Source organism: Paraglaciecola sp. 25GB23A (genome assembly GCF_040012495.1).
In the GTDB taxonomy this organism is placed as follows: domain Bacteria; phylum Pseudomonadota; class Gammaproteobacteria; order Enterobacterales; family Alteromonadaceae; genus Paraglaciecola.
The window spans coordinates 1-25,636 of the sequence record NZ_JBDYKM010000035.1; the positions used below are offsets into that span (position 1 = coordinate 1).

18 protein-coding genes are annotated in these 25,636 nt (G+C 41.8%); 8 read left to right on the top strand and 10 right to left on the bottom strand.

Annotation, left to right across the window (positions count from 1 at the left end):
* Positions 1 to 302: 302 nt before the first annotated feature.
* The 4 genes from dauA to ABKW31_RS21605 all read right to left on the bottom strand — a co-directional run bounded on the left by dauA (position 303) and on the right by ABKW31_RS21605 (position 6,094).
* The gene (gene dauA, locus ABKW31_RS21590; protein WP_348618746.1) at positions 303 to 2,030 is read right to left on the bottom strand and encodes a C4-dicarboxylic acid transporter DauA; all 1,728 of its coding nucleotides are present in this window, start codon (positions 2,028 to 2,030) and stop codon (positions 303 to 305) included.
* 295 nt (positions 2,031 to 2,325) lie between these two features.
* Positions 2,326 to 4,626, bottom strand: coding sequence for a S9 family peptidase (locus ABKW31_RS21595; protein ID WP_348618747.1), 2,301 nt, complete (start codon positions 4,624 to 4,626; stop codon positions 2,326 to 2,328).
* A 124-nt stretch (positions 4,627 to 4,750) separates the two neighbouring features.
* Positions 4,751 to 5,284, bottom strand: a complete 534-nt coding sequence (locus ABKW31_RS21600) for a hypothetical protein (protein ID WP_348618749.1) — start codon at positions 5,282 to 5,284, stop codon at positions 4,751 to 4,753.
* Positions 5,285 to 5,293: 9 nt separating this feature from the next.
* Entirely contained in the window at positions 5,294 to 6,094 is an 801-nt protein-coding gene (locus tag ABKW31_RS21605; RefSeq protein ID WP_348618750.1) for a hypothetical protein, read from the bottom strand.
* Between the two features lie 188 nt (positions 6,095 to 6,282).
* Between ABKW31_RS21605 and ABKW31_RS21610 the strand changes: the two genes are divergently transcribed.
* Positions 6,283 to 7,140, top strand: a complete 858-nt coding sequence (locus tag ABKW31_RS21610) for a DNA ligase (protein ID WP_348618751.1) — start codon at positions 6,283 to 6,285, stop codon at positions 7,138 to 7,140.
* Between the two features lie 193 nt (positions 7,141 to 7,333).
* Here ABKW31_RS21610 and ABKW31_RS21615 read toward each other — a convergent pair whose 3' ends face one another.
* Positions 7,334 to 7,693, bottom strand: coding sequence for a MerR family transcriptional regulator (locus ABKW31_RS21615; protein WP_348618752.1), 360 nt, complete (start codon positions 7,691 to 7,693; stop codon positions 7,334 to 7,336).
* A gap of 107 nt (positions 7,694 to 7,800) precedes the next feature.
* On the opposite strand from ABKW31_RS21615, the gene ABKW31_RS21620 reads away from it, so the two are divergent.
* The 3 genes from ABKW31_RS21620 (at position 7,801) to ABKW31_RS21630 (ending at position 10,608) form a co-directional block, all read left to right on the top strand.
* The gene (locus tag ABKW31_RS21620; protein WP_348618753.1) at positions 7,801 to 8,715 is read left to right on the top strand and encodes an alpha/beta fold hydrolase; all 915 of its coding nucleotides are present in this window, start codon (positions 7,801 to 7,803) and stop codon (positions 8,713 to 8,715) included.
* A gap of 79 nt (positions 8,716 to 8,794) precedes the next feature.
* Positions 8,795 to 9,958 carry a serine hydrolase domain-containing protein gene (locus ABKW31_RS21625; RefSeq protein WP_348618754.1) on the top strand — a complete coding sequence of 388 codons (1,164 nt, stop codon included), beginning with the start codon at positions 8,795 to 8,797 and terminating at the stop codon, positions 9,956 to 9,958.
* 254 nt (positions 9,959 to 10,212) lie between these two features.
* Complete coding sequence (locus ABKW31_RS21630) at positions 10,213 to 10,608, top strand: hypothetical protein (RefSeq protein WP_348618755.1); 396 nt, start codon at positions 10,213 to 10,215, stop codon at positions 10,606 to 10,608.
* Between the two features lie 183 nt (positions 10,609 to 10,791).
* Here the strand turns inward: ABKW31_RS21630 and ABKW31_RS21635 are convergent, their stop codons facing one another.
* Together ABKW31_RS21635 and ABKW31_RS21640 are read right to left on the bottom strand one after the other, a co-directional pair.
* Positions 10,792 to 12,309: a dynamin family protein gene (locus ABKW31_RS21635; protein ID WP_348618756.1), complete on the bottom strand. Its 1,518-nt coding sequence runs from the start codon at positions 12,307 to 12,309 to the stop codon at positions 10,792 to 10,794.
* Between the two features lie 345 nt (positions 12,310 to 12,654).
* Complete coding sequence (locus ABKW31_RS21640; protein WP_348618758.1) at positions 12,655 to 13,962, bottom strand: cystathionine gamma-synthase family protein; 1,308 nt, start codon at positions 13,960 to 13,962, stop codon at positions 12,655 to 12,657.
* Positions 13,963 to 14,523: 561 nt separating this feature from the next.
* On the opposite strand from ABKW31_RS21640, the gene ABKW31_RS21645 reads away from it, so the two are divergent.
* Positions 14,524 to 15,000 (top strand): hypothetical protein, encoded by a 477-nt coding sequence (locus ABKW31_RS21645; RefSeq protein ID WP_348618759.1) that lies wholly within the window; start codon positions 14,524 to 14,526, stop codon positions 14,998 to 15,000.
* A gap of 119 nt (positions 15,001 to 15,119) precedes the next feature.
* Here the strand turns inward: ABKW31_RS21645 and ABKW31_RS21650 are convergent, their stop codons facing one another.
* The gene (locus ABKW31_RS21650; RefSeq protein ID WP_348618760.1) at positions 15,120 to 16,316 is read right to left on the bottom strand and encodes a hypothetical protein; all 1,197 of its coding nucleotides are present in this window, start codon (positions 16,314 to 16,316) and stop codon (positions 15,120 to 15,122) included.
* A gap of 488 nt (positions 16,317 to 16,804) precedes the next feature.
* On the opposite strand from ABKW31_RS21650, the gene ABKW31_RS21655 reads away from it, so the two are divergent.
* On the top strand, positions 16,805 to 17,557 hold the full coding sequence (locus ABKW31_RS21655; protein WP_348618761.1) for an SDR family oxidoreductase: 753 nt from the start codon (positions 16,805 to 16,807) through the stop codon (positions 17,555 to 17,557).
* A 46-nt stretch (positions 17,558 to 17,603) separates the two neighbouring features.
* On the opposite strand, the gene ABKW31_RS21660 is transcribed toward ABKW31_RS21655, so the two are convergent.
* Both ABKW31_RS21660 and nhaC read right to left on the bottom strand, forming a co-directional pair.
* Entirely contained in the window at positions 17,604 to 18,053 is a 450-nt protein-coding gene (locus tag ABKW31_RS21660; protein ID WP_348618762.1) for a hypothetical protein, read from the bottom strand.
* A gap of 104 nt (positions 18,054 to 18,157) precedes the next feature.
* Entirely contained in the window at positions 18,158 to 19,570 is a 1,413-nt protein-coding gene (gene nhaC, locus ABKW31_RS21665; protein ID WP_348618763.1) for a Na+/H+ antiporter NhaC, read from the bottom strand.
* A gap of 981 nt (positions 19,571 to 20,551) precedes the next feature.
* On the opposite strand from nhaC, the gene pckA reads away from it, so the two are divergent.
* Together pckA and ABKW31_RS21675 are read left to right on the top strand one after the other, a co-directional pair.
* Positions 20,552 to 22,156 carry a phosphoenolpyruvate carboxykinase (ATP) gene (pckA, locus tag ABKW31_RS21670; RefSeq protein ID WP_348618765.1) on the top strand — a complete coding sequence of 535 codons (1,605 nt, stop codon included), beginning with the start codon at positions 20,552 to 20,554 and terminating at the stop codon, positions 22,154 to 22,156.
* 535 nt (positions 22,157 to 22,691) lie between these two features.
* Positions 22,692 to 25,370, top strand: coding sequence for an EAL domain-containing protein (locus tag ABKW31_RS21675; protein WP_348618764.1), 2,679 nt, complete (start codon positions 22,692 to 22,694; stop codon positions 25,368 to 25,370).
* Positions 25,371 to 25,636 lie beyond the last annotated feature (266 nt).

Sequence of the window (25,636 nt, forward strand, 5' to 3'; positions counted from 1 at the left end):
GGCATGAGTCAGGCTAAGGCCTTATTAAAACGCGCCTAAGCTGAATAACCTCCTATAAAAAATACGTAACAACACCCGGTTGTTCAGCAAGGCTGCGCGATGTTTGGGGGGTGAGGGCTAAATCTAGCCTCTCCTGCCATTTTTAATAGTAAAACCCCCTTTTTTAAAGTGCAAACCGAGTTTCCGACTAATCATTGTCGTTTTAAAATAATTGCGAGGCAATCGAGCATTACAGTTTTTATATTGGCTGTCTTAATATCTATGTTTTCTCTAATTGTATTTATGTATCAGTTTTACGATTTTTAGATACCCTTTACAGCATCATCTAATGCACCAGCTAAAGTCGAGTAGGTGACACACTGTATGCCGTCTGGTTTAAACCCTGCTTTGGCTAAAGTTTTAAGGGGCTGAAATTGAAAATCAGCAAGCAATACACGGGTGTTGTTTTGCTTGCATTGAGCAATGAACTTATACAGAGCAGCAACGCCACCCGAGTCTAAAATAGACACGCCATCAAAATACACTACAACTCCATCTTGGTCCCCGCTTAAATGAGCTAGTTCACCAAAGACACTATCGGCTGCTGCAAAAAATAGCGGTCCACTAATTTTGAAAACTTTCCAGCGTGGCGGTAAGTCAACATGCACATGTTTTTTCTGCTCGCTAATATCTTGCACCTTGGTCATATCAGCCACTTGTTTCATAAACAATAGTGACGCCAAAATTATCCCAGCACTGATCGCGATAACCATGTCGAAGAAAATGGTCAATAACAAACACACCAGCAACACTAGCACTTCGCTAGCGGGTGCTTTTTTGACTAACTGCACAATCTTGTGGGCTTCGCTCATGTTCCAAGCTACCATGATTAGCAATGCTGACATGCCCGCCATCGGTATGTAAGCCAAAACAGAACTAAGCGATAACAAGGACACCAATACGACCAGCGCATGGATCATCGCTGCTATCGGGCTTACCGCTCCGGCTTTATAGTTTGCCGCCGAACGAGCGATAGCTGCTGTAGCAGTAATGCCACCAAAAAATGGCGTGATAATGTTACCTATACCTTGGCCGAGTAATTCGCTATTGGCACTATGCTTTTTACCTGACATACCATCGAGCACTACAGCGCACAATAGTGACTCAATGGCACCTAATATGGCGATCGCAAATGCTGCAGATAACAAGTCACTGGCTAATTGCCAACTCAATACCAATGGCATTTCGCCCGTTTGACTGCGCAGCCAAGGCCATTGAAAATCCGGTAACATGGATGGAATGCCTGCTCCTAATGTGCCATCAGACATAGTAAAACTGAAGGTGGAACCAATGGTAGCTACCTGAAAACCTTGTTGGTTTAGTAGCAATGCCCCAATACTTGCGACAACAATCGCCGGAAGATGCGCTGGAACAGTCAGTTTTAACTTAGGCCACAAAATAAATACTACTAATGTAGTTAAGCCTACCAGTAATGTCGGTAGCGAAAATGTAGGTAAAGCTTGAGTTAATTCGACAACTTTACCGACAAAGCTTTCTGGCATTTCGACAATACTTAAGCCAAAAAAACCTTTAATTTGCAAGACGGCTATTACCACTGCAATACCACCGGTAAAGCCTAATGTCACTGCCTGTGAGATATATTGGATATATCGTCCTAGCCGAAACAGCGCCATGATGATCAAAATAAGCCCAGATAAAATACTGGCAAGCAGCAAACCTGAAAGCCCATATTGATGAACGATGGGATATAAAATCACCACAAAGGCAGCAGTAGGACCTGACACACTAAAACGAGATCCACCCGAAAGAGGGATAATAAAACCAGCAATAATAGCGGTATATAATCCGTATTGAGGCGCGACCCCTATGGCAATTGCTAGTGCCATAGCCAGTGGAATGGCAATAATGCCCACAGTTAAACCGGCTAATAAATCTTTAGTGAATGCATTTGCTTTGTAGGGAGCTTCTCTTAGGGACTCTCTGAGCGCATGGCCAATTCGCAAAGAAAATAAATGCTTTCTATATTTCATCGGCAAGTAACCTCGTAAACCAATATGTCATCGGTATTATTAGAGGAGCGATGACTATATGCTCATTAACATACAATTCAAATACCAATTAGTTATATTCTAATTAGCGTCCTAAAACATTCATATGATAATTACATTTTGCTAAAACGAAAAAAACTGAGTGGGGTTAGGGCGATAAAATGACTATTGATCCCGCCTTTTGCTCTAGTCAAATAGGCACTCATAAAGCTTTAATAGGCTCCTGCAATGTCCGCAAAAAATAGCCAGTTTGTTTGCTGCAAACTGGCTAGTATTTTTAATTAGCTTGTGCTGTGTCGATTAGATTGAGCTTAAAAAAATCAGCCATCATTGTCATTTGATGAAGTTGAGTGCCTTTACCTTCACGCAATGAATGTGAGCGGTTTGGGTAACTCATAAATTCAAACTGTTTATTGTTCTCCACTAATTTATTGATCAAGCGCTCAGAACCTTGGTAATGAACGTTATCATCACCGGTGCCATGAATAAGCAACAATTTGCCTTGCAGATTCTGCGCAAATGAAATTGGCGACGCTTGGTCGTAAGCATCTAGTCCATTTTCCATTTGGTAGGTGTCTGGCAATCCCATATAACGTTCTTGATAGATGGTGTCGTACAAACGAACGTCGGGTACTGGAGCGGCAGCGATGCCTGCTTGGTATTTTTCTGGATAGCGGAACAACATATTTAGGGTCATTGAACCCCCTCCAGAATGCCCCCAAACGCCAACTCGTGAAGTATCAATATATGACCAGCGTTTGGCCATTTCATCTAAGGCCGTAGCCTGATCTTTAGCGGCCAAGGTACCGATATTGCGATATATCTGTTTACGCCATTCTCTACCACGAGGAGATTTGGTACCGCGGTTATCGATGGAAGCCACAATAAAACCTTGCTCGGTTAAGTATTGGTACCACATTGGACCACGACCCCAAGTATTCTTAACTGTTTGGCCGGCAGGTTCGCCATAAACATAAAACAAAATAGGATATTTACGCTTGGGATTAAAATTAGCCGGGCGCATGATCATGCCGTCAAGCTCTAAACCGTCATAGCTGGGCACCCGGAAAAACTCTACTTTGGCCATTGCAAGGTTACTTAGGGCTTCAGTAACTTCGTGGTTATCAATCAAGGTACGAATAGTACTGTGGTCGTACAAGCTGACAATATGGTACTGGGTAGGGATGTTGAAACTAGAATAAGTTTGTACCGCTAATTTACCATCGGGTGAAATTTGGTAGTTGTTAGTCCCCTGCCATTTAGTTGGCGTGACGCGCTCAATAGCTCCACTACCATCCAGTTTAGAGCGATACAGATATTGCTCTATGACCTTGTCCTTACCTGAAGTGAAATAAAGCCAACCTTGGGTTTCATCTACATGTTTAATGGCAATAATATCAAATTCGCCAGGGGTAATATCGCTGATGCGTTTGCCATCTCGACTGACTGAATAGACATGACGCCAGCCATCACGCTCACTGATTTTTAAAAAGTGTTGAGCATCTTTTAACCACTTTACATCATAGTAATCTTCGATAAAGGCTGAGTCTTGGTCGACAAAAATGTTGGTTGCTTTGCCGCTTTTTACATCAACAAGATAGTGATCGTTATGGTTCTGTAAACGGTTAACCTTCTGCACAATGATTTCAGTACTATTACCCGCCCAATCCATGCGAGGTATATAAAAGTCAGTGGTATCAGCTGGAATATTAGCCCATTGAGTTTGTTGGTTTTTTACATTGACCATACCAATGCGTACCGTAGAATTTTCTTCACCGGCCTTAGGATAAGGAAATACGGTCAGGGTAGGATAAAGTGCATCGGTATTATTGATCATGGTGAAGTTTTTTACTGGGCTCGTATTGAGTTGCCAATAAGCGATATGTTGGCTGTCAGGACTCCAGCGAAAACCGTCAGCAATTGAAAACTCCTCTTCATAAACCCAATCAAAAATGCCATTGATGATGTGATCTTTGCCGTCTTGAGTCAGTTGGATAATGGAAAAGTCGCTGAGTGACTGGAGATAAATATTATTGTCGCGCACATAAGCAACGCTTTGGTCGTCCGGTGAAAACTTAGCAAACATCATGCTAGCGTCTGTTGGTTTTGGCGCAGACTGGCCTAGCTGAGTAAGGGTGCCGTTTTTGATTTTCAGTAACCAATAGTCGCCGCGGCTTTTACTGCGCCAGACTTTTTGACTATTAGTATAAATCATTAACTGACTTTGGTCGCTATTCCACTGATAGTCGTCAATCTCAAGAGGCTTATCAGCGCCCTTAGGGGTTAATGTTGCGGCACTGACAAGGACTTGTCGTTCATTATTATTTGCTTGATATCTTACGATGTCTTTGGCTTTTTCATTGTCGGCGGAGGTTTCTAGAGCTGTGTATGACAAACCGTCTTGCATCCAACGCACAGAGCCTAATTTTTTAGTTTCATAGATTTTTTCTTGGTAGATGTCTGCAAGATTAAGCTGCTGTTCTGTACTAGTTTGTTTTGAGTTTTTTAATGTGGTTGAGCTACAGGCTGTTATTAATAATACCAACAACATCCCTAGCGCCCTGTGCGGGTAATTCATCAGATGACCTTTTATCTTTTTATTTTGAAGATCGAATTTACATTTTTAGCCCTGTTAGTACAACTAACAACACGGCCAAAAAGCTGAGTAATAAGATAAATGACCACTTAGTAGTAATATAAATTTACTCACATCCCAAGGGCACGGCTGCAACATTAGGTAGTTCACCCATCCATGAAAATTGCGATACTGGAGGGGCCATGTTAAATACATAAGGGGCAGATTGGGCCCGCAAACCGCTGGTGTCTGGGCGCAAAGGATGACTTTTTTTATTGCAGAATAAATAAAATTCTGTGGTGTCGCTCTGCCCATTCTGATGGGCCTGTTTACCACTGAAATATCCGCAGTCTAGCTCAGTGAAGTCAGTACTGGGTTCGCCGATAACTTTGACATAATCGCTGTTTGATTCCACTAAACGTATTTTGTCTTCGTCTGGCAGAGTATTGTCTTGTGATATTTGAAAGCTGCGAGGATTACTGGCATTGCGCACCACCACGGTAGTGGGTTTGTCACCATCACTAAACCAATGACTCATGTCATACCAATACACCATAGCTGCACATTGTTTATTGTTTTCTTGATAGGTGCTCGTACCTTGATACAAATGATTGGTGCAGGCACTGGTGGCCAATAATAATAGGGGTAATAATAATTTCATTTTTGTCTCCTAAGTCAACATGCTAACTAAGCCGTCACCTACCATCGGGTTTTGCCAATAAGCCGTATGGGCAAGTAACCATGTTTTGCCTGTGACAACTGGATAATCCTGTATATACCAACCGAAGTCTGCTTGGTTTTGCTTAAATCGCTCTGCAACCTGAGTTGAGGCCAGAGCAGAGCCAAAAATACTACCGGATACAACAGGATCATTAACGTCAAAGTAGTTTAGCCACTTAAAGTTAAATTCCCCAAGGCCCAGTGCGGTCGCTTTGCTACGGCCGCTTTGTTTAAATAAATCTAAGCCTAAAGGGGAGCCAATGGTTAATATGCCTTGTACCGGCCAACTCATTGGGTCATCACGTTTAAAGTACTCCGGTTCAGCCATCAGTTCGTTTATCACATCAAAACTATAAACAGTGCCTAAACTGTGAGCCAAAACATACACTGGGTGACCTTGTTCGAAATAGTCCAAGATTTTTTCTTTTAACTTACTGCGTATTTCATTGGCGGTTGAGTTACGTGATAAGGAAATCACTACGTCTGCCACAATATCTAGAGCGCTAGTGGCCAACATACTACTAATCGGGGACTGAATAATAAGTTTGCTCAGCTGTTTTAGTTTTTGCTGGGCTTGGTCGTTGAGGTTTTCGTAAGTGTATAGCTCAACATCAAACTCAAGGGCGTGTCCGACCAATCGACTTTGCATTAATTCTTTGATGTATTGGTCTTGTTTTAAGTCTTCGTCCTCGCCTAACTGTACACCGTGTACCACTAGGATCACCGGTTTTTTTTCTGCTGAAACGGTCACGTTGCATCCTTAGTATTTAGAATAATTTACAAGCTTGAAGTGTAGTCAATATCAACTGATTAAAAAACCATCATCTAAAAATAGTTTGAAGTGTAAATAAGCCTTGTTATTAAACCTTAAAATAAGTCGGTTAATTCTAGATTTGTGCACTAAGCTTTATGGATTCATCGATAAGGAAATCAAAGAATATGTCGAATTTACAACGCCACCTTTTGTGTATTATTTTATGCTACTTTTTTACCAGTCTCTCCGCCAATGCTGAGGATGCCCCTAAGGCAGACTTAAGCCTCCAACTTGCGAGTGTTTATCGTCATGATATTGAGGTAAAAGACTATTGGGTCAGTGAAAAGCTTGATGGTATTCGGGCTAGATGGGATGGCAGTAAGCTATTGACTCGAAACGGCAATGTTATCCACGCGCCAATGTGGTTTATTGCCGATTTCCCCAGTGAGACACTCGATGGTGAGCTGTGGATAGAACGACAACGTTTTGAACAAACTGCCTCCATTGTTTTACGCAATACTCCCTCTGACGACTGGCAAATAATTCGCTTTATGTTGTTTGATTTACCCGCGCATGAAGGAAATTTCACCGAGCGCTTGACTCAGCTTCAGCTCTTAGTTGAACAAGCTAATAGCCCTTATTTACATCTGATCCCTCAGGGTAAATTAGCCAACAAAAAGCTACTGTTGGCCAAATTAGATGAACTGGTGGCGCAAGGGGCTGAAGGCTTGATGCTGCATCATCAAGAGGCCTATTATCAAGATGGGCGCAGCGCGAGCTTATTTAAGTTGAAAAAACACCAAGATGCGGAAGCAAAAGTTATTGCTCACTTACCTGGAAAAGGCAAGTATCACTATATGCTTGGGGCTTTGTTAGTTGAACTCGATGACGGTCTGCAATTTAAAATTGGCTCCGGCTTTACCGATTTACAGCGCCAAAATCCACCGCCTGTTGGTGCTTATATCACCTTTAAATATTATGGTCTTACTGCCAGAGGAATTCCGCGTTTTGCGAGTTTTTTGAGAATAAAACCCGAGGATTAAACTAAAAAATCGGTATTAGCTGACTCTTAATATAGTGTGTAAGTTTACACCTCTTTTCATGTAAAAAATGGATCACTGAAGTGTAAGTTGACCAAGTTAAAACACCTTAAACGGCATAGCTGTCGCAGGTAATTATGGCGGCTTGTTATCTCGTCAATCACTACCTTGTTATACTGGCTGCTTATTGTGGCTCCTATTTAAACCCAGTGTCATTAAGTTTTGGCACTAGCCACTTGAGTAAAACTTGTTTGGCATTGTCCAATTCAACCATTTTTTGGTCTATTCGTTCGACTTGATCACGAATGGTGGTCTGTAAAATAGGGCAATGGGGATCGGGATTAGCCAGATGAGGTATAGCGAGTTTTATCTTACTTAAGGGAAACCCTACAGATTGGGCAAACTTAATAAATTTTAATTCTTTGATGTGCTGTTCACTGTAGTGCCGATAGCCATTAGCTGCTCTTAATGGCGCTGAGATAACGCCGAGTTTTTCGTAATAACGCAGGGTATCTTTTGCCACTCCAGTTTTATTGACTATTTCATGTGCCTTCATTACTACCTTCTACTGATCCGAGTTTAGACTAATTATCACTTGACTATGAAGTTAACTCCATACTTTATACTTATTCATAAAGACAAAGCAAAAAAGAGAGTTATTACATGACTAAGTTGCCCTACTCCCCCATAACGCTGACGACTCTTGATCAAGTTACGATCGCAGCAAGGCATTATAGTAATACGGTGAATGCGAAACGTCCGCGCGCGATTCTGCTTATGGCCGGTGCTACTGGTGTACCTCAACGTTTTTATAAAAATTATGCAGAGGCGGCAAATCAGCAAGGTTTTGATGTGGTTACGCTGGACTATCGTGGGATTGGAGAGTCGTCACCTGAATCTTTAGCTGGTTTTAACATGAATTATTTAGATTGGGCTTATCAAGATTTGGCTGCGCTGCTTAGTTATGCGGATGAACAAACAAAACAAGGATTAAAGCAAGTGCCACTTTTTATTGTAGGGCATTCTTTTGGTGGCCATGCTCTGGGGTTGCTGCCTAATGTAGACAAATTGCAAGGTGCTTATTTATTTGGAGTCGGGGCTGGGTGGCATGGTTGGATGCCTCCCATTGAACGACTTAAAGTGTGGAGTATGTGGAATTTTTTTGCACCAATATTAGTCAAAATCAAAGGTTATCTTGCTTGGAGTATGCTGGGAATGGGTGAAGATTTACCTTTTGGTGTTTACCGTGATTGGAAACACTGGTGTAGCTTTCCTCATTATTTTTTTGATGATCCTAATATGAGTCACGTCCATCAGGAGTTTGCTCGTTGCCGCTTTACTATTATAGCGGCCAATGCGGTTGATGATTTATGGGCCCAGCCACGATCGCGCGATGCTTTTTTTAAAGGCTACCGTAATGCAACCGTTATAAAACAAGATCTAAAGCCGACTGACTATGGCTTAGGGAAAATAGACCACATGGGCTATTTTACAAAAAATGCCTCAGCCATTTGGCAGCAGAGTTTTCAGTGGTTTGCCCAGCAGATTGACTTGCTTGACTCCAGCGACTCTATTTAGATTTAACTAAAAAGCCCTTCATCGGATGGTCCGTTGGGGTTAGCATGAACTACGTTCTGTTAGGTATTGTTGGATTGTTATGTTGAACCTGAAAAATAAACTGTCGATTTTGGTTCTGTTTTCGTTGTTAAGTGCTAGCTGTTTAGCCAAAGATCTTGGCCCCGCTAAATCAGCAAGGGTATTGTTTGTTGCGGCAGTTACCAGTGAAACTGTGCCAGGCATCAGTGTAGCCGTTGCGGATAAAACAGGCATCTTGTGGGCTGAAGGGTATGGTTACGCTGATTTAGAAAACCAGGTAGCCATGAGTCCTTTGCACACCTTGCGTATTGGTAGTGTGGCAAAGGTGATGACGGCTGCAGCGATGATGCGCATGTATCAAAAAAAGCTAATCGAGCTAGATACACCCGTCACGCAATACACCCCCGATTGGCCTGCCTTTCATGCTGACATCACCTTGCGCCAATTGGCCGCTCACACCTCTGGTGTCCGTCATTACAAACCAGACGCCAATGAGTTCTTACTCAATCAACCCTTTGCCGATTTAAAAAGTTCATTGGCCTTGTTTAAAGACGAAGCCCTGTTGTTTGCGCCTGGCACTCAGCATCAATATACTACCTTTGGTTGGACCTTAGTCAGTGCCGCGATGGAAGGGGCCGATGGAAAACGCAGTTTTAAACAAATCATGCAGCAAGAGGTATTTGAACCGCTGGCGATGAATGACACCTATTTTGACGACCAATATCAAATCATTTCTCATCGAGCCCGCCCATACAGCTATTACCAAGGCAAATTACTTAACTCTCCACAAACGGATCATAGTTATAAATGGGCTGGTGGTGGTTTTATCGCTACTCCTTCTGATGTGTCGCGTTTTGCGGTAGGGCAATTAAACGAACAATACTTAAACCCTGAAACAGTTAAGTTAATGTTTACTAAAGCTAAGTTAAACAATGGTGAAGAAGTGAATCATGGTATTGCTTGGGATATTGGTTTTAAGAGTTACATTAGCCGCTCCGACTATCAAAATGAAGAACTGCAAGCCATGATGAAAGCGATGCCTCATGTCGTGACGCATGCCGGTGGCAGTATGGGTGGAACCACCATGCTAATACTTTGTGTCGATCATGCTCGCGCCGTTACTGTCGTTAAAAATGTTAATGGTGAGCGCAGTGCAGATGCATTTTTCTTGGCTTTAAATACCCTAAGTTCCTATCACAACTTGCATGAATTAAGCGCAGAGTAGGGATAGGCTTTGGTGTAAGGTATAACTCAACAAAGAAGTCTTAGTCGGCTTAATTTGTGCTACATCTTATATTGGTAACTTGCACATAATCGAGTGCCAAGATTAAGTGTACCCAGGCCGTTTAATAAAGTCAGCGTTTTCTTAAGTTAGGCATATTGTTTATATAAGGGATTGTGTTTATTCTACTTTTACTCCAAAGCCGATATGTTTGAGGCAGTACAGACAATATGAGCTGGAAATTTAAAGAGCACGGAATGTTACATGCAAAAAAAGAAAACAATATTCTTGTTGTAGAAGGGACCGGTCCTTGGAATATCGAAATGCTCGATAATTCTGGCGTGAAGGCAAAGCAAATTTTGAATGAGTTATCTCAAGAATTTTGGGGAGCCTTAACTATAATGCATGGCGAAGCCGTATATTTACCTGACGCAGCTGAGCGTTTAATTGAGATAGTAAAGCAGCAAAAATCCCTAAAAAGAGTCGCCACTGCAATTATAGTTGCAGACTCATCTTTGCCTGCATTCTCTCAAGGTTATCTTAGCGGAATATATGAAAAAGCAGGGGAAGATTTCGCGTTTTTTGAGCATAAAGCCGATGCTATAAAGTGGTTAGAACAACGTATAGGTCTTGCCAGTAAAGTAGAAATATAAAAAGCGATAGGCTAAACCGTCAACTTATTTCAGGACGGGACAAGCAAAACAGTAAATTCAAGGTTCAGCGGTAAGCACGGCAAGCGTCAGTAAATCCGGCGATTAGTTTTTCTGATTACCCTGAGCTAATTGACAGCCCTTGGGTTACAAACCTTGCGAGGACTGTCAACTTATTGCATTAACTTAAATTGTTTTTGTTTCCTCAGTAGATTTGGCTGTTTCAGCTCTCTCTCTTATCTCAGTTTCATCTGTCGGCGAGGCAGAGCTTTTTTGCTGTCCAGAGGGATCGGTGTAAGTATTATTTAGTTCTTGCACATAGCGGTCTGCGTTGCCAAGCACTTGGCGCAGCGCCCTTTTAGAGCGCCAGCCCCAACCAACGGGGCTGGTGTTGAATACACTATTCCATATACCAGTATTGTGTTTAAAAGCATTAATCATGCCTTCGCGTCGCTCAGCTCCTAGGTCACTCGCGTTAACAGGAATTGTTTTACTAATTTTTACGGAAGTACGCTTTTTGATTTGTGCATAAACCCACAGCAATATGGCAACAATGGGTAGGCCTACAATTAGCCCTGTTTGCCATGAACTAATAGCCCAAGTCCACCATGGCGTATTATACAAATGACCATATATGATTGCGGCTGCTGTCGCGCCGACAAGAGGCAATAAAAACAAAGCACTTCGCCAAGCAATACCCTTACGCCACTTCTTTTTAAGCTCTATTAAGCGCGGCACCAATTCGTCTTCTATCTGATGAGCAGTTCGTTCTAAATTCGCGATGATACGGTAAAAACGCTCTACTTTAACTTGTGCTATACGTGCATAAATATCTGCCATATCGGTGTTACTTTTGGCTTCCAAACGTTCGCGCACTTTTTCATCTTCAATAGGACGTGCTTGCTCAGGATTAAATATAGTATAGAACTTCCCCGCAGTGAGCCCCTTTTCAGCAATGGCACGTTGCCAAGCACCAACCACTTCTTCCAGATTATCTTCCTTGGCAGTGGTATCAATTTGATTGAGAATATATAAAAATTTATTAGCGTCACTGCGGCTAACTGTTTCGCCAACTAAGTGCTGCAAAGTATCGCGCATCGCGCCAGGCTCAGGCCGACGGGCGTCAAATAGGACCAACACTAAGTCAGACATATTCATAATGTGGTCAGTAATACGCAAGGTAGCGGTGCGTTGTGCGTCAGCATCAAAGCCTGGTGAATCTATCAGTATTTGACCTTTTAGCTGCTCGCTAGGGCAGGTCTTTAGCTGTAGATAGCTGTCAATACGTGCGCCTTCGCTTTGAGATACCTTGTTTAACTCTTCACGCATTTTATAAAAGGGAAAACGAGGATCCGCGTCTAGGGCAATACCCGGTAAACTGCGCGACTCTTTATCTTTTGAATAACACATAACAGTGAATTTATCGTCTACTGCCTGAGTGCCACTTTCTTGCAATTTAATACCAATATAGCGATTGATGAAACTCGACTTACCAGCGGAAAAAGTGCCAAGAATAGATATCATCGGCCACCAAGGCACATGAAAAGCAAAGGACTGAGAGGTTTTTAACAAACCTAAGCGATAGGCAACTCGATCAAGGCTGCGAAAACTCTTCACTACTTCAACTAGTAGTTGATTCTCGTTCTTTAAGTGCGACTCAAGATCGCTCAGACGCTGTTTTACTTGTCTATTAGGTCCCGGCATGGAGCGCTCTCTTATAAGTTTGGAGTAAAAAAATAGGGATTAATACTACTATGAAAGCTTAACGTGCTTTGATATTTACCAGTGTTAATTTGAGTAGCATAGCGCAAAAAAACAGTAAAAAGAGTGAAAAAAGAATAAACAATATACCTTACAAATTCAACAGACGCAGGTTTTATAGGCTTGGCAGGTAATGCGGACTGTCAGAAATCCACACTCTACAAAATAAGTAACGCATCCACCCATATTAAATTATTGAGACACCCATAGTAATTCAGTCAAATATTAAGCGTTATTTAGCCATACTAAAATGGGTGTCTTGGTAAGCGTTGTAAGCGTAAAGTAGGTTTACGCTGTTTTTGTATCGCCAAAGGTTGCACGAAAAGCGTTATCTAGATCGGCGATCAAATCGTCTGGGTGTTCTAGACCAATTGAGAGGCGGATCAGACCGTCAGTGACACCAAATTTATCACGTAAGTCAGCGGACACGCCCGAGTGGGTTGTACTTCCTGGGTGACAAACAAGGCTCTCACTACCGCCAAGGCTGACCGCTGATTTGAAGATAGACAAATTATTGATCAAGCAAAAAGCGTCTGATTTTGGCACGTCTAACACAAAAGAGAAGGTAGAGCTGGGCCCTGAACATTGACGTTTATAGACGGTTTGGTAGGCCTTATTTGTGATGAAATCAGGATGCAGGATTTTGGCAGAGATATAGGTATTGTCTGCTAGCCATTGCGCTACTTTACGGCCACTGTCTGCGGAGCGTTCCATACGAATACTCAATGTTTCGAGTGAGCGGGAGATCATCCAACTCGTATGTGGGTCTAGGTTAAGACCAATCGCCCCACGTGTAGCACGAACCGGTCGTAACATTTCACGGTTACCGCATACGGCGCCAGCGACAAGATCACTATGGCCGCCAACATATTTGGTCAGCGAATACATGGCCATATCGATGCCTTGTGGCACGACTTGTTGAAAAACAGGGCCCATTAACGTGTTGTCACAGACACTGATTGGACGGTGACCTGTTTCAGTCTCAATTATGTCCAGTGCGCGGTTTAGCGCCTCGAAGTCGACCAAGGAATTAGTTGGATTGGCGGGAGACTCGACGAAGACCATGGCGACTCGACCTTTTTTGCTAGCATCACGCAAGGAGCTGAGCATACCGGCTTCGTCTAGACCATCATGGAATTCGCCAGTTTCGATATTGAATTCAGGCAAAAATTTGCGCATCAGTGTCTCAGTACCGCCATATAAAGGCGTGCTTTGCACAATAACATCCCCTGGTCGCAAGTAAGCCAGCAGTATCGCGCTGATTGCCCCCATGCCGCTCGAACAAACCACAGAGCATTCTGAGCCTTCGAAAAGTGACAGGCGGTCTTCGATAATTTCGACGTTAGGATGATTAAAACGGCTGTAAATAAGGCCGCCAACACTGCCTTGTGGTGCCGGTTTACGGCCAGCCATGATGTGGAAGAATTCTTCACCCTCTTCCGGTGTCTGATAGGCAAACGTGGAGGTCAAAAAGACAGGCGGTTTGACCGAACCTTCGGACAATTGCGGGTTATAACCATAAGACATCATCATTGTTTCAGGTTTAAGTGGGTGATCACCGATTTTATTTTTCTTGTAGTTGCCGTCGTTAGCCATGGTCTTTTTTCTCTTTATAAGTTTAGCCTTAGGTAGTGCGGAGGATTATACCAATGTTTCCTCAGTACAGTGCCTATCGATATTTCGGGATATAGGTCATGCTCCATTTGCTTGTTGCTTACACAAGTCTCAACTGGCAATAAATAATCATATTATGACAAAATAGTATCACAGGATTAGAACCACTCTAAGCATGGCTTAAATTATGGTTCTGGTCGGGCATAGCGTGCTAATTAATGCTAGCTAAGTATGAGATTGAAAGATTATTTTGAACTGTATCAAGCTGACATACACACTATTTAAAGTAGTATTTTACTTTGTGAGTGCTATCCCCGTCTAGACTGTTGCTCATTGCTTGGATTCGAGATAGTGGTTATGCTTCTTTTTCCTAAGCAGATGGCTTGAAGTTAGCCGCAGTGAGTAAACAAGTCCCAACATTCACTATAAACAACAGTTTGTTAGCTGCGAAACGGTAATATAAAGCTTAAATATATTTGTCATTATATTTCACCAATTTCCGTGCAGATTAGCATGCCAAATTTGAATAAAAAGCAGGTGTTTATGTCAATCGAATCAAGTGAAAATGGGACGTCAGTGTTAGTAACTGGTTCGACAATTCCTAAACGTCATCGATTAATACATAGCTTAGTCGCCCTATTATTAATCGTATTGGGCGTGTATTTATCAATAATTCAATTCGCTGGCTTAGAGTGGCTTACTCGCACTGGTTGTTTAATTGTGGTGCTTGGCGTTTGGTCTGGTTTAGGTGGCATTATTCAAGAGCGTTTATTAATTGGTCGTCTGAATTTTCAGCACCGTGTTGCGCTCGCTCGGGTTAAAAGAAAATTAAGAAAATTAAATGTCTCAACCGACTATATCGAAAAAGAAATTCAATCAATTGAAGATGATTTTGAAGATAAAACCGACAAAATATTACATGCAGTTAGATTGCAACTGGGAATTTTAGAAGTTTCGCTACTGATTACTGGGACTTTATTGTGGGGTTTTGGCGATCTATTTTTTAAGTTAAGTTTTTAGTCATTCCCTATTTTGATTAATCGTCAAAACGCAGAAAACGATACGAATTACACTGGTATCTATTAATTACACCATATAATTACGATGGGTGTGATTGTAAGCGCATGCCCAGTAAATTTTTACTCGACCGAGGTTCCAAATGCAACAATTGCTAAACCCAAGATGCCAAGCGCAGCGAATCCTATTCCTTTGAATGACCAGCCATTTTCTGACCAACAGCCTTTCGCTGCTATGAAGGCCTGTAATGCATAATAAAAGGCAAAGGCACGTGATGCGTAACTTATGATCTCAAACACGCTCATTGCCCAAGTCAGAAGTAAGCCGATGCCAACTAAAACGCCATAGCCAGCTCTTGGCGAAATCTTTCCCTTGGTAAGTTCGGCGATTAAACCACCAGAACCGCCGGTATCTGCTACGGCAGCACTAAATTGAGCGCTAATGGCTGCGATAATTAACAGTAGCGGTAAAATAGGGGCGACAACAGCCATAAGATCGATAATCGCTGTTTCACTCAGCTCCAAATTGTTAGGAATAAATAAGTAACTTAGAAAAGCAATATATATCATATAGATAGCGCTAGAGACCCATTGCGCTAATTGCATTGACCTAATTCTGGTGCGGGGCGGGTATTCGTCGCCAAGATAGCGAGATGTTTCAAATCCTTGAACCGTAACTAGCAAGCCAGCGACCAATGCAATCGCTTGCCAACCCGATACTGTTGCAGACCCACTGACGAGCTCTCGGGCTGCAAGCTTGTCGATAAAAAACCAGCCGAGAGCAAACAATAGTCCCGCAATGATAGAGAGCTTTAAGCCGACGGTGATTTGTTCCATACGCTCTAGCGCTTGAAATCCCTTGGTCCATCCAACGATCAGAACCAAAACAAAGACAGCGCTTGTTACTAACTGAGCATGGAACGCATCGTTTATTGGTGTAGCACTGACGGCAAACGATCCAAGTAGATTTAAGTAATAGGCGACCGAAATAATATAGGCGAAGGCCAACGCCCAAGATGAGAGTATTTCCAGCTTTTCCTCGGTAATACTTCTTTTGCCACTCAATGACGCATGCCGTGTGATATTAAAGCGGATCGCCGCACCAAAAAGGTAGGCAAAAATACATAATGCAGCCATAACCAGTGGCGCATATTGTCCGAATGAAGAAACTAGGATCGGGCCCAGCACCAAAAAACCACTGCCAATGATTGAGGCTAAGGGCGTTATTGCTGCGCGCCAAAGTAAGGCCTTGGCTACTTTGGGATAAAGCAACACTGCGCCAGTGATAATAGCCACCAGAATAATGAGATAATTGAGCATGAATCTAATGAGCCTTTTCCCCTACGCAAGCTTACTTATAACGCACTTGGCGCAAGGCATGAGCAGAGTCAAAATGGTGAGCAATTAATTTTGCGGGTGTACTTTTGGCAAGAATAAACGCTATACCCAATCTATGCAACTGCCGTTGTTTTTGCTGTGTTTCGGGTTGGCAAATTGCGGTTGGGGCAACACCGTTGGGGCAACACAGAAGAAAGGAACGAAGGACATTTTTAACATGAGTGTTTTTTATAAACTCATTATTCTAAATAAATTTGAGGTAGGCCGAAGGTAGTGTTAATTAAAGGGCTTCTCATCTTTCATCTCAAACTGAGCCTAATTTGCTTTTTGCTGCTCTATAGCTGACCCATGTTGAATAGATTAGCTGCATCAACTATCTTTCTATAATCCAATGTGCGGACATCACGACCTTGACTCACAAAACTGAATCAATTAGTCGAAATTTATAACATCCCCCAAGGTAATTATTTATGAACTTAGAGTTAAAAGGCAAGAATGCAATCATAACGGGAGCAAGCAAAGGAATAGGAAGAAGCATTGCTGAAACATTCGCTGAAGAAGGTGTCAATGTTGCAATTTGTGCACGCGGTGAAGAAGCACTTCGAAGCACTGCAAAAGAGCTTCTTAAGAAGGGGGTAAAAGTGTATGCGGAGTCTTGTGATATTGGCGATACCGAAAAATTTGAAGCATTTCTTGATAAAGTCAAAAGCGAGTTTGGTAGTGTCGATATTTTGGTTAATAACGTCTCTGCATTGAGCTTGGGTGAAGAATACAGTAACTGGGAGGCATCCATAAATATCGATATATTGGCAAGTGTAAGGGCTACTCAAAAAGTGGTGCCTTGGATGATCAAATCGGGTAGTGGGAATATACTTTTTATTTCATCGATATCAGGACTTGAGGCGGGTTCTCCTGCTGCTTATGCGGCTTCAAAAGCTGCTCTTATTAGTTATTCCAAAACTTTATCCGCACAACTTGCATGCAAAAATATCCGAGTAAACACCATCGCGCCAGGCTCTGTTGAATTTAGTGGTGGACTGTGGGAGATGGCTAAAAAACATGATCGGCCTTTTTATGATAGGGCGCTTAGCACAATTCCTTTTGGCAGAATGGGGAGGCCAGAGGAAATAGCTAAGGTAGCCGCGTTCTTGGTTTCGTCATGTGCCAGCTGGGTTACTGGAACCTGTTTAGCAGTTGATGGCGGGCAACACAAATCAAATTAATCACGCCTCAAGTCGTTAGGTCAGACAAACCGAGTCATTAAAATATCTACAATGAGTGTCTGTGTAAGTTTGTTTCTAAGGTATTAATAATTATAGAGTTCTCAATATTAAAGTTATAGCTCGTTAGCCAAGCCAACGCTTCTGCAGTATTGGTAAATACTTTGCGTTCATAATGCGCATCAGTTTGAGGAATGAGTCTTTCTAACTGCATTTCTTTGGTCGCATTTGGCGTATAGACATGACAATCTTTGACGCAGCCATGGGATTTAAACCAGTTACAATGTTCTTCAACATGTTTGGATATTTCTGGGATACCTAAGTCCCATTCTTCAAAGATAGAAAGGATTGCCCACTCTTTATCGATAAGTGGAGTTGCTTTAGAGCGAAACTCTTTCACATAGGATATAACTGCCTCTTCATTCCAGCCACCAGAAAACCACTGCACAATAACGTGGCCACAAACTTCAATCTCCCATTCACCGTGAATACTAAACATCACTTTTCCCTTTTACACTGAGTACACTAGCTGGCGTCATAAAATCCTCATTACTACTTGGATGAAGCGAGCGGACAAATTTAAAGCCGTAGACTAACAATCATTTATGTCAAAGCAGTGATGGTTTTCGGTTTGAGAAGCCCAAGGCCAAAGGCAGCCATCGCTACTGCAATGATGGTATTGAGGTAGTTGAAAAAAGCATAAGGGGCGTAGTCAAGTACGTCAACCCCGAGCGTGGCGGTATAAAATGCGCCGGCCGTAGTCCATGGGATAAGGCCTGTGGTCATAGTCGCACCCTCTTCAACCGAACGCGAAAGAATGGCAGCTTCTAAATTTTGTTGCTCATATTTGGGCTTAAACAGTTGGCAACTTAGAATAATCGAAATGTAAGCCTCGCCCATCGCAATGTTACCTAAGAAGCCCGATATAATAGTGGTCGCTATCAGAGTGGCGGTTCGCTTTACTCTTTTAATGATCCCGGCCAAGAGTGAAGTAAGAAATCCCGCTCCGTGCAAAATTCCGCCAAGCGCAATAGCCATTAAAGCAAGTAGTAAGGTCCAGCTCATGCTGCTAATGCCGCCGCGACCCAACAATGCATCTAAGTTTGGAATGCCAGTTGCCTCAGGTGTATTTTCCCACAGTGCATTAAGCACAGTGATAGAACTTTCTGCTTGATAAAAAATCGCGATTAGCACCGCGAGCATAATGCTGCATGACATTGTCACTTCTGCGGGGACTTTTCGAATGCTCAGTACCGCGAGTAAAATTAGCGGTAATAAAGTAACCAGCGGCGTTAGGCTGTAATTGTTAACAAGGGCCAATTGAATTGATGTGACTTCTGTCAGATCTAAATTTTGCTCGCCATAGTTTAAGCCGATCACTAAAAATATTAGAAAGGTCAGGATAAAGGTCGGTGTTGTAGTGAACAGCATGGAATAAATGTGTCGATAGAGATCGGTGCCAGCACTCATAGCTGCGAGGTTTGTGGTATCTGAAATCGGCGACATTTTATCGCCGAAGGTGGCGCCACAAACGATCATACCTGCAACTAGGGGTAGGGGGATGTTCATGGCTGAGCCGATGCCAATAAAAACCACGCCTAAGGTGCCAACCGTGCCCCAAGATGTTCCGGTAGCGACCGACATCACTGCACAGAGCAGCAATCCTACTGCCAAAAATAAACTCGGACTTAGCCAACTCAGGCCATAGTAAATAAGGGTAGCGATGGTGCCACTGTGCATAAAACTTGAAATCACCATGCCGATCAATATAAAGATATAAATTGCAGGCATTGCTCTAGTGAGTGCGCCAGTCATCAACTCACGTATCTGAATATAGCTGTATCCAAGACTAAAAGCGTTCAGTCCTACCCACAATAGACACAGAAACATCAATGTATGCAGGCTTATACCAAGGCCAAAAAGTCCTCCTGCGATCGTGATAACAATCAGGCTAAAACAGGTAAGAGACTGCAAAAAGCTCGGGCGGCGCGGCAAGTTAGGGGTAATTTCAGGCATTGGCACTAATCATCTAAACGACTAAATTAATCAGTAGCATATCAGTGGTGATTACAAGGTGAAAATACAAACCTGCATAAAGCATAAAATACATTTGTTATCAGCGATATTTCATCCTTGAGCCCATTGTTGCATTTGATTGTTAGTAGGGCGGATTTTTATGAAAAACTATTGTTGTTGGCACTCTGTCACTGTAGCGACATTATTCTCAGTCTGACGCCAATATTTGACCATAACAGCCAGCTTTGCTTAATTGGCCATCCACCCAAACTTTATTAAAGCCCACTGCCAGTTTATTGGCTTGCTCATAACTAGCGATTGCCTTCACTGTATTCGGCTAAAATCAGATTAATCCGCTTGTTTCCGCTGTTAATAAATCCGCTGAGGTGGAGAATAATGCAATTGCTTCATAACGTTTGCTCGTTTGTTATTTTTGTAAAAGAAGGGGAATAGCATGCATATCGCAATTGAAGCTTGTGAAATATCACATAAAGTCAGCTCCAAACTACCGAATATGTCACTAAGTCTATTCAGGTTAGAAAAAATTCAATATCTAATTCAACAAATTTTCTTAACTTTTTTTGATCTTAATCGATCATTATTATTGAAAGTTTATAAATATTAATTCATTTTTACGCTGGGGTAATTAATTGCTACAAATAATTTTTATATTTAAGTTGTTGTCTTTTATGGTTTTTATGTTTTTCATTGTTATTTTATTACAGCATAAAAATATGTTTGTAGACCTGTAGTGTTACAGTAAATAATTGAATGTCATCATATATTTTTACCAAACAGGTCTTAACTTAGAGTGTGGAAAATGTAAAAATGCAGCTGATTTCAATTAATTTAATTTTGTCGCTCGAAATTTTGACTTTACTCGCTTCTCAGCGGGCTTTTAAAGGTTTAATTCAGCAATATTTTTGGCAGCGAACACTAGGAGTAAAGTTGATGGGTGTGGTTAAAATGGGAGTAGATTTAATGAGCGTACCCTCTGTGGATTTGTCGCAATATGGAATATATGAAGTAACTGAGTTAGTTCACAACCCTTCTTATGAAGTATTGTTTGCTGAAACCACCAAACCGGAATTAGTCGGCTACGAAAAGGCTTTTGGCACTGAACTGGGAGCCTTGTCGGTTGACACAGGGATATTTACCGGACGCTCACCGAAAGACAAGTATATAGTTCGTGACGACACGACCAAAGATACTGTGTGGTGGTCAGACCAAGGTAAAAACGACAATAAAGCTATAAGCCAAGAAGTATGGTCACACCTCCATAAACTGGTAACCAAGCAACTCACTGGAAAACGTCTGTTTGTAATGGACACTTATTGCGGTGCAAATCCAGATACACGTTTGAAAGTGCGCTTTATCACTGAGGTTGCTTGGCAGGCACATTTTGTCAAAAACATGTTTATCCGTCCAACTGAAGCAGAACTTATCGATTTTGAACCCGATTTTGTGGTGATGAACGGTGCCAAGACCACTAATCCCAAGTGGCAGGAGCAGGGTTTGAATTCCGAGAACTTCGTTGCTTTCAACTTGACTGAAAAAATTCAGCTTATCGGTGGCACTTGGTACGGCGGAGAAATGAAAAAAGGTATGTTCTCAGTGATGAACTACTTGCTTCCTCTACAAGGTATTGCCTCAATGCATTGTAGTGCTAACGTTGGCAAAGACGGCGATGTCGCAGTATTCTTTGGTCTATCAGGCACAGGTAAAACAACACTATCTACCGATCCCAACAGACAACTGATTGGTGATGATGAACATGGCTGGGATGACAACGGCGTATTTAACTTCGAAGGTGGCTGTTACGCTAAAACTATCCAGTTAAGCAAAGAACAAGAGCCAGATATATACAATGCCATTCGTCGCGATGCGCTTTTGGAAAATGTTGCCGTGGATGCCAATGGCAAAATAGATTTTAATGATGGTAGTAAAACAGAAAACACTCGTGTGTCGTATCCCATCTACCATATTGATAATATAGTGAAGCCGGTTTCCAAAGCAGGCCACGCTAACAAGGTTATCTTTTTAACTGCCGATGCCTTTGGGGTATTGCCGGCGGTGTCCAAGCTTACCCAAGAGCAGGCCGAATATTATTTCTTATCTGGTTTTACCGCCAAATTAGCCGGTACGGAACGCGGTATTACTGAGCCTACACCTACCTTCTCCAGCTGCTTCGGAGCCGCCTTTTTAACCCTGCACCCTACGCAATATGCAGAAGTGTTAAAGAATAGAATGCAGGCTTGTGGTGCTCAGGCTTACTTAGTCAACACAGGTTGGAATGGTACCGGCAAACGCATCTCTATTAAAGCCACGCGGGCCATTATAGATAGCATATTAGATGGTTCTATGGACGAAGTGGAAACCACTAATCTGCCTATATTCAACCTACAAATACCCGCCTCAGTAAAAGGTGTTGATGCTGAGATCCTTGATCCACGTCGGACTTATGAGGATGAACAACTTTGGTACACCAAGGCCAACAAGTTAGGTACTTTATTTGTAGAAAATTTCGTCAAGTTTACTGATACCGAAAATGGTAGTGTACTGGTCGCAGCAGGTCCACAGCTTTAACCCTTTGTTAGGGGGATAGCGACTTATCCCCTATTGTCTTCACAACATTAACAACATCTCCCTGCACGACTTACCTATAAACTCATTGATCTTATCTATCAACCCCCCATTGCTTTTTTCTATTAGTAAGCAAATGAAGAAATCGCCCGTTCGAGTTAGGTGCAAAGATGTTTGATTGGATTGAGTGGTGAGCGCTTAGATTAGTCCTTGTGGCAAAATTTAGTGCAAGAGGCGGTGACAACAGGAAGTATTACTTTGCAGTAATATTAGTGTGGTAACTCTGACACTTTTTGATATTCGAAGCATAGCTTGTTCATCACTTATACCTCTTTAGTAGTCTGCTAGATATTATCTTAGCCACATAAATCTGCGGACCCTAAACAAAGACAATATGTGGTAAATAACAAAATTGAAAGCTTGGCAAAGTTGCTAGTCCATAAAGCTAAACTTGATTGGCAATTGCTGAGTTCAGCAATCGTGTATACACTGGCATGGTTCACTATATTCAACAATCGCTATCTATTAGAGGAACAGTATGACGGGCGAAGGTAAGAATGCTGTAGTCGATTATCGTGAGTTGAGTATCTTGCAACAGACGTTGATAGACAGTGCCAATTACGGAATTATCTCGACTGACATTGACGGAACTATTCGTTCTTTTAATAACGCGGCGTCTAAAATGCTGGGATATCGATCGGAAGAGGTTATCGGCAAACATACCCCTAGATTATTTCACGATCCTGCAGAAATCATAGCAAGAGCCAGTAGCCTTTCTTTGGAGATAGGACGAACTATCGAACCTGGGTTTGATGTCTTTGTTGAGAAGGCAAAACAAGGATTGGTTGAAGAACTAGAGTGGAGCTATATCCACAAAGACGGCCACCGGCTACTGGTCTTATTGTCAATAACTGCACTTAAAGATGAACTGGGCAATATAAATGGTTTTTTGGGTGTTTCGCATGATATTTCCGAAACTCAGCGGATTAAACAAGCGCTAAAAGAGGAAGAACAGCGATATCGCCTGTTATTTGAAAAAGCCATTGATTCCATATTTCTTGTAAAAGATGGTTTTTTTATTGCGTGTAATCCTGCCACATTAGACTTATTTGGCTGTTCCCATGAGCAAATTATTAATCAAAATCCCTTTCGTTTTTCACCTGAGTTTCAGCCTGATGGACAACTTTCGAGGATAAAAGCGAGAGAAAAAATCAGCCTCACGCTGCAGGGTTTGAGTCAATTTTTTGAGTGGCAGCATATTCGTTTTGATGGCTCCCCTTTTGATGCTGAAGTCACACTAAATGCAATAAAAATAAAAGGGGAACACCATGTTTATGGGACGGTAAGGGATATTAGCGCTCGCAAAGAGGTCGAACGTCAGTTAGAAAAAAGCACTTTACAGTTAGTCACCCAAAATGAAAGTTTGCAATTAATCAATAGTCTGTCGAGTCAATTGCATGGTAGTCGCTCCATTCAGTCTATTGCCGATAAGACATTGAGTATGTTGTTAAGGGTGACAAAAACACCCTATATAGGCATTTATCTAATTGACGAGGAAAAACAGACACTCAATTTAATGGCAAGCAATGGTTTTACCTTTGATCTAGCGAAGATTATTCAATTAGCCGATTTGAAAAATACCATAACCGGATTATCGTTTGAAAAAAGTGAAATAATTGTTAGTGAGGACATTACTAACGATGACCATATTAATAAAAAGTTTCGACAAGAATTACTGCAAATCAATATTAGTTCGAATGTTAGTATCCCTTTGGTTTATGAGGGTAAAATATTTGGCTTAATTAATTTGTGCTATCACCAAAAGCATGAATTCAAGTTCATAGAAAAACAGACCTTACAGCTAGTTGCTAATACCGTTTCACAGTCACTAGCAAGTGCTTACCAAATAAAAAATCTTGATTATATGGCCCATCATGATTCCCTAACGGGTTTATCTAATAGATTAGATTTTCATACTCTTTTTAAACAAAAAGCCAGTCATCCTGACTATCAATCTGCTGCCTTGTTGTTGCTTGACCTCGATCGATTTAAAGAAATAAATGACACTCTTGGGCATCATGTTGGTGACTTACTGCTTAAAGAGATTGGCCCGAGACTTAAACAGACACTTGCTGGGCATAAAACACTTGTAAGCCGATTGGGTGGTGATGAATTTATTATATTAATTGATAATATTTCTGATCAAAAAACAATTTTGCGATTTGCTAACCTCATTCTCAAACGCTTACGAAAACCCTTTGCAGTCGACTCTATGATGTTAGAAATCGATGCAAGTCTGGGTATCGCAAAATATCCCGAAGATGGCGGAAATAGTCACGCGTTACTGCGTTCCGCCGATGTCGCCATGTACGAGGCGAAGAATAGAGGGGGCGGATTAAAAATTTATGACATAAATGATGACAAACATACGCCGCAAAGGCTTGCTCTGATTGCCGAGTTAAACGGTGCGATAAGAGAAGAACAATTAGAATTACATTATCAGCCAAAAATTAATTTAGCGAGTGGCAAGATTAGTGGTTTTGAAGCATTGGTTCGCTGGCGTCACAGAACTATGGGGCTGCTTTATCCGGATAAGTTTATTCCTTTGGCAGAAATGAGCGATTCAATTCATTATTTGACTGAAGCCGTATTAAGAATTGCACTACAACAACAAAAACAATGGTTTAAAGCCGGTATTCATTTACCTGTATCCGTCAATTTGTCTGTACGAAACCTTATTGATGAGCGTTGTGTTCATTTTATCGAAACGATGCTTAGAGAATTTGATATTCAAGCTGGGATGTTAGAGCTTGAAATAACTGAAACGGCTTTGATGCAAGATCCTGAATTAGCTGTCAAATTATTAAAGCGACTTTCAGTACTTGGGGTAAAACTATCAATAGATGATTATGGTACCGGTTATTCTTCATTATCATATTTACGTCGATTGCCGATTAATATATTAAAAATTGATCGCGAGTTTGTAAAAGATATGCTCGCAAATGAACAAGACTCCATCATTATCAGTTCGACCATTGGTCTGGCACATAATTTACAACTTGAGGTCGTTGCTGAAGGCGTCGAGGATGCTGAAACCATGGCACGGTTAAAGACTTTGGGCTGTGATCATGCACAAGGTTATTATATCTGCAAGCCAAAGCTTTGGAGTGAGATAGCACACTGGATGAAACTTTCAGAACCATTTTCACTCGGATAACAGGCAGCCACCACCGATAATAATTACGAAAATACCAACAAGAATTACAAAGACACCCATTGTAATTCGATCAAACATTTAGCGATATTTACAATGGGTGTCTCTGTAAGCTCCTCTTGAATACGAAGCGGCTTCGTCATTTTTCTAATTATTTAAATACTTTTTAAGAGATTAGGACGGAGGTGGAATCAATTACAAAGACACCCATTGTAATTCGATCAAACATTTAGCGATATTTACAATGGGTGTCTCTGTAAGCTCCTCTT

Excerpts from the sequence above, each read along its gene's own strand:
- ABKW31_RS21675 (WP_348618764.1), top strand. The coding sequence starts at position 22,692 with ATGACGGGCGAAGGTAAGAATGCTGTAGTCGATTATCGTGAGTTGAGT.
- ABKW31_RS21650 (WP_348618760.1), bottom strand. The coding sequence starts at position 16,316 with ATGCTCAATTATCTCATTATTCTGGTGGCTATTATCACTGGCGCAGTG.
- pckA (WP_348618765.1), top strand. The coding sequence starts at position 20,552 with ATGAGCGTACCCTCTGTGGATTTGTCGCAATATGGAATATATGAAGTA.
- ABKW31_RS21630 (WP_348618755.1), top strand. The coding sequence starts at position 10,213 with ATGTTACATGCAAAAAAAGAAAACAATATTCTTGTTGTAGAAGGGACC.
- dauA (WP_348618746.1), bottom strand. The coding sequence starts at position 2,030 with ATGAAATATAGAAAGCATTTATTTTCTTTGCGAATTGGCCATGCGCTC.
- ABKW31_RS21635 (WP_348618756.1), bottom strand. The coding sequence starts at position 12,309 with ATGCCGGGACCTAATAGACAAGTAAAACAGCGTCTGAGCGATCTTGAG.
- ABKW31_RS21595 (WP_348618747.1), bottom strand. The coding sequence starts at position 4,626 with ATGAATTACCCGCACAGGGCGCTAGGGATGTTGTTGGTATTATTAATA.
- ABKW31_RS21610 (WP_348618751.1), top strand. The coding sequence starts at position 6,283 with ATGTCGAATTTACAACGCCACCTTTTGTGTATTATTTTATGCTACTTT.
- ABKW31_RS21645 (WP_348618759.1), top strand. The coding sequence starts at position 14,524 with ATGTCAATCGAATCAAGTGAAAATGGGACGTCAGTGTTAGTAACTGGT.
- ABKW31_RS21640 (WP_348618758.1), bottom strand. The coding sequence starts at position 13,962 with ATGGCTAACGACGGCAACTACAAGAAAAATAAAATCGGTGATCACCCA.
- ABKW31_RS21615 (WP_348618752.1), bottom strand. The coding sequence starts at position 7,693 with ATGAAGGCACATGAAATAGTCAATAAAACTGGAGTGGCAAAAGATACC.
- ABKW31_RS21660 (WP_348618762.1), bottom strand. The coding sequence starts at position 18,053 with ATGTTTAGTATTCACGGTGAATGGGAGATTGAAGTTTGTGGCCACGTT.
- ABKW31_RS21600 (WP_348618749.1), bottom strand. The coding sequence starts at position 5,284 with ATGAAATTATTATTACCCCTATTATTATTGGCCACCAGTGCCTGCACC.
- ABKW31_RS21620 (WP_348618753.1), top strand. The coding sequence starts at position 7,801 with ATGACTAAGTTGCCCTACTCCCCCATAACGCTGACGACTCTTGATCAA.
- ABKW31_RS21655 (WP_348618761.1), top strand. The coding sequence starts at position 16,805 with ATGAACTTAGAGTTAAAAGGCAAGAATGCAATCATAACGGGAGCAAGC.
- ABKW31_RS21625 (WP_348618754.1), top strand. The coding sequence starts at position 8,795 with ATGTTGAACCTGAAAAATAAACTGTCGATTTTGGTTCTGTTTTCGTTG.
- nhaC (WP_348618763.1), bottom strand. The coding sequence starts at position 19,570 with ATGCCTGAAATTACCCCTAACTTGCCGCGCCGCCCGAGCTTTTTGCAG.